General features: G+C 73.2%; 10 protein-coding genes and 1 tRNA gene. 5 read left to right on the top strand and 6 right to left on the bottom strand.

The features are described from left to right. Positions 1-53: 53 nt before the first annotated feature. Both ACFP3R_RS07280 and ACFP3R_RS07275 read right to left on the bottom strand, forming a co-directional pair. A tRNA-Leu gene (locus tag ACFP3R_RS07280) sits at positions 54-130 on the bottom strand. A 99-nt stretch (positions 131-229) separates the two neighbouring features. Continuing rightward, on the bottom strand, positions 230-511 hold the full coding sequence (locus tag ACFP3R_RS07275) for a metal-sensitive transcriptional regulator (protein ID WP_380634010.1): 282 nt from the start codon (positions 509-511) through the stop codon (positions 230-232). Positions 512-780: 269 nt separating this feature from the next. On the opposite strand from ACFP3R_RS07275, the gene ACFP3R_RS07270 reads away from it, so the two are divergent. Next, positions 781-1,122 (top strand): histone-like nucleoid-structuring protein Lsr2, encoded by a 342-nt coding sequence (locus ACFP3R_RS07270; protein WP_033430611.1) that lies wholly within the window; start codon positions 781-783, stop codon positions 1,120-1,122. A 66-nt stretch (positions 1,123-1,188) separates the two neighbouring features. Here the strand turns inward: ACFP3R_RS07270 and pabB are convergent, their stop codons facing one another. The 3 genes from pabB to ACFP3R_RS07255 form a co-directional block, all read right to left on the bottom strand. Beyond that, complete coding sequence (gene pabB, locus ACFP3R_RS07265; protein ID WP_380634008.1) at positions 1,189-3,339, bottom strand: aminodeoxychorismate synthase component I; 2,151 nt, start codon at positions 3,337-3,339, stop codon at positions 1,189-1,191. Positions 3,340-3,421: 82 nt separating this feature from the next. After that, a complete protein-coding gene (locus ACFP3R_RS07260) occupies positions 3,422-4,378 on the bottom strand; it encodes a hypothetical protein (protein ID WP_380634006.1) in 957 nt (318 codons plus the stop codon). Next, on the bottom strand, positions 4,375-4,878 hold the full coding sequence (locus ACFP3R_RS07255) for a SigE family RNA polymerase sigma factor (protein ID WP_380634005.1): 504 nt from the start codon (positions 4,876-4,878) through the stop codon (positions 4,375-4,377). Before ACFP3R_RS07255 ends, ACFP3R_RS07260 begins: the two co-directional genes overlap by 4 nt. Before the next feature lie 111 nt (positions 4,879-4,989). Here ACFP3R_RS07255 and ACFP3R_RS07250 point away from each other — a divergent pair, with 111 nt between their 5' ends. The 4 genes from ACFP3R_RS07250 to ACFP3R_RS07235 all read left to right on the top strand — a co-directional run bounded on the left by ACFP3R_RS07250 (position 4,990) and on the right by ACFP3R_RS07235 (position 8,795). Then, on the top strand, positions 4,990-6,213 hold the full coding sequence (locus tag ACFP3R_RS07250) for a metallophosphoesterase (RefSeq protein WP_380634003.1): 1,224 nt from the start codon (positions 4,990-4,992) through the stop codon (positions 6,211-6,213). A 98-nt stretch (positions 6,214-6,311) separates the two neighbouring features. Next, positions 6,312-7,496: a type III PLP-dependent enzyme gene (locus ACFP3R_RS07245; RefSeq protein WP_380634001.1), complete on the top strand. Its 1,185-nt coding sequence runs from the start codon at positions 6,312-6,314 to the stop codon at positions 7,494-7,496. A gap of 49 nt (positions 7,497-7,545) precedes the next feature. Beyond that, complete coding sequence (gene speD / locus ACFP3R_RS07240) at positions 7,546-7,956, top strand: adenosylmethionine decarboxylase (protein WP_380634000.1); 411 nt, start codon at positions 7,546-7,548, stop codon at positions 7,954-7,956. Continuing rightward, positions 7,953-8,795, top strand: a complete 843-nt coding sequence (locus ACFP3R_RS07235) for a spermidine synthase (protein WP_380633999.1) — start codon at positions 7,953-7,955, stop codon at positions 8,793-8,795. The genes speD and ACFP3R_RS07235 overlap by 4 nt, the downstream gene beginning before the upstream one ends. A 56-nt stretch (positions 8,796-8,851) precedes the next feature. Here ACFP3R_RS07235 and ACFP3R_RS07230 read toward each other — a convergent pair whose 3' ends face one another. Further along, on the bottom strand, positions 8,852-10,912 hold the full coding sequence (locus tag ACFP3R_RS07230) for a S9 family peptidase (RefSeq protein ID WP_380633997.1): 2,061 nt from the start codon (positions 10,910-10,912) through the stop codon (positions 8,852-8,854). Positions 10,913-11,064: the final 152 nt, after the last annotated feature.

The raw sequence follows: 11,064 nt of genomic DNA, 5'->3' as shown, positions 1-11,064 counted from the left end.
CGCCGGCCGTGGTGCCCACGAGTCAGGAGCTGCCTCGACGGGTGGCGATCCCGTGGTGCCCCCGGTGCGACTCGAACGCACACTGGACGGATTTTGAGTCCGCTGCCTCTGCCGATTGGGCTACGGGGGCCGGCGGGAGCACTCTACTGGATCGACCTCGCCCGTCCCCCGGCAACCCCGCGCCCGGCGCGTCGGCGCCGGACCGCTCCGGGACCGGGCGCGGGAACCGTCAGGACCGGACCAGGCGGCCGATCGCCGCGGACGCCTCGGCGATCTTCTCGTCGGCCACCTCGCCGCCCTCGGCCACGGCCTGCGCCACGCAGTGCTTGAGGTGCTCGTCCAGCAACCCGAGGGAGACCGCCTGCAACGCCTTCGTCGCGGCCGAGATCTGGGTCAGCACGTCGATGCAGTAGTCGTCGTTCTCGATCATCCGCTGGAGCCCGCGGACCTGCCCCTCGATCCGCCGGAGCCGCTTGAGGTACGCGTCCTTGTCCGCCGTGTAACCGTGCATCGCTCCCGGCCTTCCCTGCCCTGGGCGGTATCTCCTCCCAGGATAGGCCACTCGACCGGGTGTGACCCGGGCCACGCGCGCGGGTTCGGGCAGCTCACATTTCCGACCTGTGGTTTAGCTCGCGAAATGACCCGTCCGGGGGCATCAGCCACATTTCAGCGCGAAAGGTTAGGCAATATTCCGGTCGTGCACTATGGTGTCGTCTCGAAGCGTGTGGCGCTGCACAAGTCGAGGGCAGCACGCGCTATGCGAGCACACACGGAGGAACAGTGGCACAGCAGACCGTCGTCCAACTCATCGACGACCTCGACGGCAGCGAAGCCGCCGAGACCGTGACCTTCGCGCTGGACGGTGTGGAGTACTCCATCGACCTCTCCAAGGAGAATGCGGACAAGCTCCGCGACTCCCTGGCCGACTTCGTCGCCAAGGCGCGCCGCGCGGGGGGCCGCAAGCAGCGCAAGGGTACCGGCAAGAGCACGGTAAAGGCTGGTGACAAGGCCCAGGCGCAGGCGATTCGGGACTGGGCGCGCGCCCAGGGGCACCAGATCTCCGACCGCGGGCGCATTCCCCAGGGCCTGGTCGTCCAGTTCCAGGAAGCGCACGCCTCCTGACCGGCGAGGCTGGTTTTCCCCTGCGGCGCCCTCGGACGTCCGCAGGGGGAACCGCTGGTCAACGGGTCAACCGCGACCCGGGAAAGGCACGCCCAGCAGCCTGAGCAGGGCGGTCGCCTTGACGGCCGTCTCCTCGAATTCGGCCACCGGGTCGGACAGCGCGATGACCGCCCCGCCGACCCCGAAACTCACCTTGTCCCGGTCCACCACCAGCGTCCTGATGACGATGCTGAAGTCGGCCGTTCCGGACAGTGAGAAGTAACCCAGCGCCCCCGAGTAGACCCCCCGGGGCCCGGCTTCCAGCCCATCGACGATCTGCATTGTCCGGATCTTGGGAGCCCCCGTCATGGACCCGCCGGGGAACGCCGACCTAACGGCGGACACCGCGGAACTGCCGGAACGGAGCCTTGCCCGAACGGTGCTGACGAGCTGGTGCACCGTCGCGTAGCTCTCCACCTCGAAGATCCTGGGCACCTCGACGCTGCCGACTTCCGCGTTATGCCCCAGATCATTGCGGACCAGGTCCACGATCATCAGGTTCTCCGCCCGGTCCTTCGGGCTGGTCGCCAAGGACTCGCGCAAAGCCCGGTCCTCCGCCCCGGTGGCGCCGCGCGGTCGCGTGCCCTTGATTGGCTCCGATTCCACGACACCCCATCGGTCGACCCTGATGAACCGCTCGGGTGAAGTGCTGAGCACGGAGAGCACACCGAAACGGAGCAGCGCGCCGAACGGCGCCGGGCTCGCCGCGCGCAGGAACCGGTACGCCTCCCACGGGTCGACCTCGCCGCGCCACGTCACGGTGTTGGTCAAGCACACCTCGTAGCTCTCGCCGGCCGTGATGGCTTCCTGGCAGGCCGCCACCAGTTTCAGGTACTGGGCCCGGCCGTGCCGCGCCGCCGCCGTTCCCGCACGGGCGGGTGACGGCGGTTCGGCGGGCACCGGTGTGAATCCGTGGAGGAATTGCGCCGTTCGGTCCAGCCAGCCGTCGTCGTCGGACAGCGCCAACAGGTAGGTGCGACGGGAATCGTGGTCGAAAACCACCGCCCGGTCGGCGAACACGAATGCGGCGTCGGGTTGCTCCGAACGGTGGGCCGCGTCGCCGCCGCATTCCGCCTTCAGCTCGTAGCCGAGGTAGCCCACCCAGCCGAGCGCGAAGTCGAACGGCACGTCGGGCGGCGCCACCCGCCACGCCGCCAGGTCGGCCTCCAGCCAGTCCAGGAACGGCCCGGGGTTCGTCACCCCGTCAACGGTCACCCGACCGGTGGACACGTCGTAGGTCGCCACGCGGGCGAGAGGGCCCCCGGCATCGCCCATCACGGAGAACCGACCCCGCCGGCCCCCCAGGCTGCTGTCGAGCCAGAAGGCGTCGGTGGAGGACCCGTAGAGGGCCGCGAACACGTCCTCGGGCGGCGGGTGGGCCTCCACGCGCCGCACCAGCACCTCGCGGGGTGGGCGCGGGGAGGAGGCGGGCAGGGGCGCGGGGGCGGGTGCCGGAGCAGCAGGCGCCGGAGGCACGGCCGGCACCCCAGGCACGGCCGGCACCCCGCGCGCAAGCGGCACCCCGGGCGCAAGCGGCACCCCGGGCGCAAGCGGCACCCCGGGCGCAAGCGGCACCGGAGGCGCGACCGCCCCCTCCGGGGCCGCCCCCTCCGTCAGGTCCCGGAAGTTCGCCAGCAGCTGCCGCCCGTGCGAGGTGCACACCGACTCCGGGTGGAACTGCACCCCCCAGGCCGGCCGCGACCGGTGCCGCACCCCCATCAGCACCCCGTCCGAGGGCGCCCACGCGACGGCCTCCAGGGACGGCGGCAGGTCGGACACCGCCAGCGAGTGGTACCGCACCACCGCCAGCGGCGACGGCAGCCCGGCGAACAGGTCCACCCCGGTGTGCCGGACCTCGTCCACCACCCCGTGCCGGGGCGTCACCAGCCCGACCGACGCCCCGTGCGCCAGGCACAGCCCCTGGTGCCCGAGGCACACCCCGAGCAGCGGCAGCTCCGCGTGCTCGACGACCGCCCGGCACAGCCCGAAGTCACCGGGCTCCTGCGGCCGGCCGGGCCCGGGGGAGATCACGACGTTGTCGAAGGAGGACAACCAGGACAGCCGGAACCGCGGGTCGTCGTTGGTGATGACGACCGGCTCCCGCCCGTTCACCTCGGCCAGGTGGTGGAAGAGGTTGAACGTGAACGAGTCGTGGTTGTCGATGAGCAGGGTCCGCATGACGAGCAGCACGGTACCTGCAGGAACTCCCGGGAGGGCGGGCCCGGGGAGGCCGGGCGCACCGACCTCCCCGGGCTGACCGCTAGTCCAGGTGGAACCTCGGGTCGACCGCCAGCGCGGCCAGCTGCCGCGCGTCCAGCGGCACGGACGCCATCCCGGGGTGCCCGGACTCGCCGTACTCCCGGGCCACCCCGAGCACCACCAGCGTACCGTCGGGGTGGCGGTGGAAGGCGGCCGACTCGTAGGTGTTGCGCAGGGGGTCCGCCACGGCCCCGGTCACCACGCCGACCCGCCGGCCGGCCACCTCGACGACCTCGCAGGTCCCGCCGGAGATCGGGTACGGGTACCGGGTGGCCGCCTCGCACGCCTCGCCCGGCACCCGGTTGTTGCCCCTGGTCTCCACCTGGATCCACAGCTCCGCCACGCCCGGCTCACCGGGCCGCACGACCGGGGTGGTCGCGGTGTACTCCCACACCTGCGCGCCGTCGACCGTGTCGGCGTACTGCCCCTGGTGGCGGGTCATGGGGCCGTGGTCGGCGTAGCCGACGCGGGTGCGGTCCTCAGCCCGCAACCCGGGGGGCAGCGCCGCCGCCAGGTCGTCGAGCAGCCCGCGGGCCCGGTCGGCCCGGGGTCCGCTGGTCGCGGTCCGGTCGGTCTGCCCGTCGGGCCACGACGGGCGGGTTCCCGAAGGGTCGGCCGCGGACCGGTCGGTCACCGACGGCCGGCTCGGGGGCCCGGCCGTGGTGACCTGCACGGGGGCCGAGGGCAGCCCGGTGCGGGTGACCGACGGCGGCCCCCCGGAGGGCGACGACGCCGGCGGCACCCCGGCCCCCTGACCACCGACCAGGTCCGGCACCAGCACCGCGCCCACCGCGATGCCCACCACGGCGAGGCCGGCGACGGCCCCTCCCCGGGTGGCCCTGCGACGGCGGTGGGCCCGTCGGGCCCGGTCGAGTGCGGTACCGGCGTCCATCGGCGGAGGCGGGCTGCTCGCCACCACCGCCTCGCGCATCGCGTCCTTCAGTTCGTGCTCGTTCATGGCACCTTTTCTCCCTGCTGAGGGGTGATCAGGCCGCGCAGCGTCCGCAGCCCCCGCGCGGCCTGGCTCTTCACCGTTCCTTCGGAACAGCCCAACGCCCTGGCGGTGTCCCCCACCGACAGGTCCTCCCAGTACCGCAGGACGAGGACGGCGCGCTGCCGCGGCGGCACCCGCGCCAGTGCCGCGAGCAGCACCAGCCGGTCCTCCGCCGAACCCCGGGCGACCTCGGCCGGTTCGCCGGCCGGCCCGCCCACCCGCTCCCGGCGGAACCACCCCCGGCGCAGTTCCGACACGAACGTCCGGACCAGCGTCCGACGGGCGTAGGCGTCGAGTGCCCCGTGCCGGTCGATCCGCGGCCAGGCCAGGTAGAGCTTGGTGAACGCGGCCTGCACCAGATCCTCGGCCCGGTGCCAGTCGCCGCACAGCAGGTACGCCGTGCCGCGCATGGCCTCGGACCGCGCCGCGAAGAACTCCGCGAACGCGGTGTCCCGGTCACTCATGTGTCCCTCCCCACTGCGGTACGGGGTAGACACGCCTCCGGGGCCTCAGGGGGTTGCACGCCCGGTCCGGCATTCGTGGAAACTGGGCGTATCACCCCTGGGAGGACCGGCTTGTTCGTCTTGTTGCTCGCTGTCGTGCTGGGTGCGGCGCACTACTACCTCTGGAAGCGCGTCGTGCGGGACACGACCCTGCCGGGACGTGCGCGCCGCATCGGCACGGTCGTGCTCGTGGTGCTCTACGTGCTGATGATGGCCGCGCTGTCCGTCACCCGACTGGGCACGTCGTTCGACGCGGTGATCGGCTGGCCCGGCTACCTCTGGCTCGCCGGGGCCTACTACCTGGTCCTGCTGCTGGCCGTGCTGGAGGTGCCCCGGCTGCTGCTGGTGCGGGCGGCGCGCCGGCAGCAGCCGGTGCCGGTCACCGTCGGCGCGGAGGTCTCCGGGGGCGCGCCCGAGGCGGTGGCCGCCCCGGTGCCCGAGGCGCCCGGGGTCGACCCGGGCCGGCGGTTGTTCATCGCCCGGTCGCTCGCCGTGGCCGGCGGGGTCGCCGCCGCGGGCGTGGTCGGCTACGGCGCGACGCAGGCGCTGGGCGACCCGAGGATCAACCGGGTGCCGATCGCGCTGGGCAAGCTCGACCCCCGGCTGTCGGGCTACCGGATCGCCGTGGTCAGCGACATCCACCTGGGACCGCTGCTGGGCCGCTCCCACACCGAGCGGCTGGTGCGGATGATCAACGAGCAGCAGGTGGACCTGGTGGCGATCGTGGGCGACATGGTCGACGGCACGGTGGAGCGGCTGGGCGAGGCGGCGGCGCCGCTGCGCGACCTGACCAGCACGCACGGCAGCTTCTTCGTCACCGGCAACCACGAGTACTACTCGGGCGCGCAGCCGTGGCTGACCGAGCTGGAGCGGCTCGGGGTCAACCCGCTGCGCAACGAGCGGCTGGCGATCGAGCGCGCGGGCGCGGCGTTCGACCTCGCGGGCGTCAACGACGTCAACGGCGAGTCCTTCGACGACGCGCCGGACTACGCGCGGGCGCTGGACGGGCGCGACACCAGCCGGCCGGTGGTGCTGCTGGCGCACCAGCCGGTGCAGGCGCGCGAGGCCGCCAAGCACGGCGTGGACCTCCAGCTGTCCGGGCACACGCACGGCGGCCAGATGTTCCCGTTCCACCTGCTGGTCGGGCTCCAGCAGCCGGTCCGCAGTGGTCTGGAGACCGTCGACGGCACCCAGGTCTACACCTCGAACGGGGCCGGTTTCTGGGGCCCGCCGGTCCGCGTGGGCGCGCCGCCGGAGATCGCGGTCGTGGAGCTGCGTCACAACTTCGCCGGCTGATAGCGCGTTTTTCACCTCCAGCGCGTACCGTGGACCGCCGTGCCCGAAGACGGTCAGGCCGTGCCAGTCCACGGCTGCGGAGGGGGACCCCTAGCGAGATGACGAAGAGCTTTGCCGATCAACGGCTTCACGAGGCAACAGCTCGTATTCGTCGTTTCCTGGACCGAGATCCACCGGACACCCCCTGCCTGGTCATCGACCTCCCGACGGTGCGCGAGCGGTTCACCGCGATCCGCGCCGCGCTGCCGCGGGTCGGGATCTTCTACGCGGTGAAGGCCAACCCGGCGCCCGAGGTGGTGGAGCTGCTGGCGGCCGAGGGGTCGTGCTTCGACGTGGCCTCGCCCGCGGAGATCGACCTGTGCCTGGCGCGCGGCGCCGCGCCGGCCTCGATCTCCTACAGCAACCCCATCAAGAAGGCCCGGGACATCGCCTACGCGCACGAGCGCGGCGTGCGGCTGTTCGTGTCCGACAGCGAGCAGGACGTGCGGGCGATCGCCGCGCACGCGCCCGGCGCGTCGGTGCTGCTGCGCATCCTGGTCGACAGCAAGGGGTCCACCTACCCGTTCGGGAAGAAGTTCGGCTGCGCGCCCGAGATGGCGGCGGATCTCCTGCGGTTGAGCCGGGAACTGGAGCTGGTTCCACTCGGGATCGCGTTCCACGCCGGGTCGCAGCAGCTCGACCCGGGCGGGTGGGACGGCGCGATCGCCGACGCCGCCGGGGTCGTGCTGAAGCTGCGCGCCGAGGGGCTGCCGCTGACCACGCTGAACCTCGGCGGCGGCCTGCCCGCCGGGTACCTGGAGCAGCCGCCGCCCCTGGCCGACTACGCGAGCGCCATCACCGCCTCGATCAGGCGCCACTTCGGCGACTTCTCCCCCGAGGTCATGATCGAGCCGGGCCGCGCGGTCGTGGCCGAGTCCGGGCTCCTGCGCTCCGAGGTCGTGCTGGTGTCGCGCAAGTCCTTCGCGGACGAGCGGCGCTGGGTCTTCCTGGACGTCGGCCGCTACGGCGGGCTGACCGAGACCGAGGGCGAGGCGATCGCCTACCCGCTGGTGTGCGTCCGCGACGGCGTGCCGCTGCCCACCGGGCCGGCCGGCCCGGTCGTGCTGGCCGGGCCCACGTGCGACGCCGACGACGTGCTCTACCAGCACACCCGCTACGAGTTGCCGCTGGACCTCCGGGCCGGCGACCACGTCGACCTGCTCGGCGCCGGGGCCTACACGGCCAGCTACTCGTCCGTGGCCTTCAACGGCTTCCCGCCGCTGGTCACCTATTGCGTGCGATGAGCGCGCTCCAGGTTGTCCTCGCAACTCCTGAAGATGTTTGGAGTGATTGATGTCCGAACTCCCGTGCGGGCCCGAGCCGGTCGGCTTGTTCGCAGGACAGCACGTGCTGGCCGAGTTGGAGGGCGTGAGCCCGGAACTGCTGGACGACGAGCGGTTCCTGCGGCACGCGCTCGGCGAAGCGCTCACCCAGGCGGACGCCACGGTGCTGGAGGTGGTCTCCAAGCAGTTCGAACCGCAAGGGGTCACCGTGCTGGCCCTGTTGTCGGAGTCGCACGCGTCCATCCACACCTACCCCGAGGTCGGCAAGGTGTTCGTGGACGTGTTCACGTGCGGCACGCGCGCCAAGCCCTCGCTCGCGGTGCAGCTCCTGGCCGAGGCGCTGGGTGCCGCGTCCACGCGGACGGACATGATCGAGCGGGGCACCCGCGTGCCCGCGCTCGTCGGTGAGGAGAAGCCTTGATCCGCGAACCGCTCGCGGCCGGGATGACCAGGCACTGGGACGTCGACGAGGTCGTGGTCGACACGCGCACGGCGTTCCAGCACCTGGTGATCGCCCGCACCGCCCAGGGGTTGTCGCTGTTCTGCGACGACGACCGGCAGAGCACCGAGTTCAGCCAGCTGACCTACCACGAGGCGCTGATGGTCCCCGCGCTGCTGCTCGCGGACCGCGTCGACCGGGTGCTGGTCATCGGGTCGAGCGAGGGCGTGGTGTGCCGGATGGCCGTGGACGCCGGCGCGTCGGTGGTCGACCACATCGACATCGACGAGCAGGCCGTGAAGCTGTGCGCCGAGCACCTGCCCTACGGCTACTCGCTCGACGAGCTCGCCCTGGCGGAGAAGGGCGAGGGCCCCGTCCGCGTCCGGTACATCGACGGGTACGAGTACATCCGCACCACCTCCGAGCGCTACGACGTGGTCCTGGTGGACCTGCCGGACGAGCGCGAGGAGGAGGCGCAGCACAACCGCCTGTACGGCGAGGAGTTCCTGCGCATGTGCAAGGCGCTGCTCACGCCGGGCGGCGTCGTGGTGTCCCAGGCGGGCTGCCAGACGATGTGGCGCAACGCCACGCTGGTCCGCATGTGGCAGCGGTTCACCGACGTGTTCGGCACGGTGGCGTACTACGGCTCGGACGAGCACGAGTGGGCCTACCTGTTCGGCCGGGCCGACGAGGTGGCCGACCCGACCGCGCTGATGGTCGAGCGGCTGCCGGGGTCCGGGTACCGGCCGGAGACGATCGACGAGCTCGCGCTGCGCGGCAACTCGGTCCCGCCCTACCGGGTGCGGCACTCGCGGGCCTGAGGCCCCGACCGGACGGGGGCCGTCCCACCTCGGTGGCACGGCCCCCGTCCGCGTCCTCAGCCCAGGGCCCGCTTGAGGAAGTCGACCTGGAGCAGCAGCAGGTTCTCGGCCACCTGCTCCTGCGGGGTCATGTGGGTCACGCCCGACAGCGGCAGCACGGTGTGCGGCCGGCCCGCCGCGAGCAGCGCGCTGGACAGCCGCAGCGTGTGCGCGGCCACCACGTTGTCGTCGGCCAGGCCGTGCACGATCATCAGCGGGCGCTCCAGCTTCGGCGCGTCGGCCAGGAGCGAGTTGGTGTCGTACACCTCCGGCCTCTCGTCCGGGTGGCCGAGGTAGCGCTCGGTGTAGTGGGTGTCGTAGAGCCGCCAGTCGGTGACCGGCGCGCCCGCGATGCCCGCGTGGAACACGTCCGGGCGGCGCAGCACGGCCAGCGCCGCCAGGTAGCCGCCGTAGGACCAGCCGCGGATGCCCACCCGGGTCACGTCGAGGTCGGGCTCGATCGCGGCCACCGCGCGCAGCGCGTCCACCTGGTCCTCCAGCGTGGTGCCCGCGAGGTCGAACGCGATGTCGCGCTCCCAGGCGGGCCCGCGCCCCGGCGTGCCGCGACCGTCCACGACGAGCACCGCGAAGCCCTGGTCCGCCAGCCACTGCGAGGTGAGGTAGGCGTTGCGGGCGGCGAGGACGCGCTGGGCGTGCGGACCGCCGTACGGGTCGAGCAGGACCGGCAGCCCCGTGCCGGGCACGTGGTCGCGCGGGAGCAGCAGGGCCGCGCGCAGGTCGCGCTCGCCGACCGTGAGCAGCCGGACCGCGGGGGTCAGCACGGGCGTCTCGGCGGAGCTCCCGATCCCGCCGCCGGTGGACACGGTGACCCGCGCGCCGAAGTGGTCCATCCCGGCCGACACGAGCACCAGCACCCCACCGCCCCGGGCCGCGCCGTGCACGCCGTCCTCAGTGGACAGCCGGGTGGCGCCGTCGGCGGTGACCAGGTGCACGTGGACCTGCGTGGGGTCGTCCGCGGAGGCGGTGACCAGCACGCCGTCCTCGGCGACGTCGAGCACCGCGCGCACCTGGAGGCCGTCCGGGGTCCACGCCCGGTCCCCGACCACGAGGCGGTTGGCGCCGTCCACGGGCAGCACGCGCACCAGCTCGCCGGCCGGCGTCCAGCGCGGCACGCCGGGCACGACCTCCAGCCAGCGCGGGTCGGCGTCGTCCGCGACCACCTCGGTGGCGCCGGTCTCGACGTCCACCGCGAGCACCAGGACGCGGCGCTGGTCGCGGGACTGGACCTGGAGCAGCGGCCGGCCGTGGGAGGTCCACGACGCGGTGACGAGGTAGGGGAACGCCTCGCGGTCCCACGCCACGTCGACCCGGCGGTCACCCAGGACCGCGACCTCGACCACGGCGTTGGGCGTGCCCGCCGCGGGGTAGGCGATCTCGGCCGCCGGGGTGGCGGGGTTGGCCGGGTCCGCGATGTGCCAGCGCAGCACCGGCGAGTTGTCCACGCGCGCGGCGAGCACGCGCTCGCCGTCCGGGGCGAACCAGTAGCCCCGGTGGCGGTCCATCTCCTCGGCGGCGATGAACTCGGCCAGGCCCCAGGTCACGTCGGGGCCGTCGGGCGCGGCCAGCGCCCGGTCCTCGCCGGTCCCCAGGTCGACCACGTGCAGCGCGCCGTCGGCGACGTAGGCCAGCCGGCGGCCGGTCGGGTCCAGCCGGGGGTCGAGGACGGCATCGGCCACCGGCAGCTCGCGGACCTCGCCGGTGGCCAGTTCCACCACGAACAGCCTGCCGGACAGCGCGAACGCGGCCAGGCGCGCGTCCGCGTCGGTCGAGTAGCCGACGAGGCCCGCGGCCTGCTCGCGGCTGCGCTCGCGGCGCGCCCGCTCCTCCGGGGACAGGTCCTCGGGGTCGGTCAGCAGGACGCCGGGGTCGACCAACAGCGACTCGGTCCGCGACGCGGTGTCGAAGGCCCACAGCCCGTTCGCCCGGCTGGTGGCCGCGGCGGTGCGCAGGAAGTACACCTTCGCGCCGTCGGGTGAGACGGTGAAGGTCCGCGGTGCGCCGAGGGTGAACCGCTGGGTGCGCGCTTGTTGGCGCGGGAAGGAGATCTCGTTGCCCACCCGCCCACCCTATGGCCTGGACCGCGCGGCGACCGCCGAACGCGACGGCCGCCCCGGTGCCCGGTGCGGGGTCGCTGCGGGGTGGGGGTGCCCCGCGGCCCCGCTCAGCGGGTGCCGCAACAGGTCGCCGACCCGGCCGGTGGTTCGGTGGC

The organism is Saccharothrix lopnurensis, assembly GCF_042658445.1.
Lineage (GTDB): Bacteria > Actinomycetota > Actinomycetes > Mycobacteriales > Pseudonocardiaceae > Actinosynnema > Actinosynnema lopnurensis.
The sequence above is the reverse complement of the archived record's forward strand: the minus strand, read 5'-3'. Positions and strand labels throughout refer to the sequence as shown.

Coding starts and splice junctions, on each gene's coding strand:
- ACFP3R_RS07275 (WP_380634010.1), bottom strand. CDS start 511: ATGCACGGTTACACGGCGGACAAGGACGCGTACCTCAAGCGGCTCCGG.
- pabB (WP_380634008.1), bottom strand. CDS start 3,339: ATGCGGACCCTGCTCATCGACAACCACGACTCGTTCACGTTCAACCTC.
- ACFP3R_RS07260 (WP_380634006.1), bottom strand. CDS start 4,378: ATGAACGAGCACGAACTGAAGGACGCGATGCGCGAGGCGGTGGTGGCG.
- ACFP3R_RS07255 (WP_380634005.1), bottom strand. CDS start 4,878: ATGAGTGACCGGGACACCGCGTTCGCGGAGTTCTTCGCGGCGCGGTCC.
- ACFP3R_RS07245 (WP_380634001.1), top strand. CDS start 6,312: ATGACGAAGAGCTTTGCCGATCAACGGCTTCACGAGGCAACAGCTCGT.
- speD (WP_380634000.1), top strand. CDS start 7,546: ATGTCCGAACTCCCGTGCGGGCCCGAGCCGGTCGGCTTGTTCGCAGGA.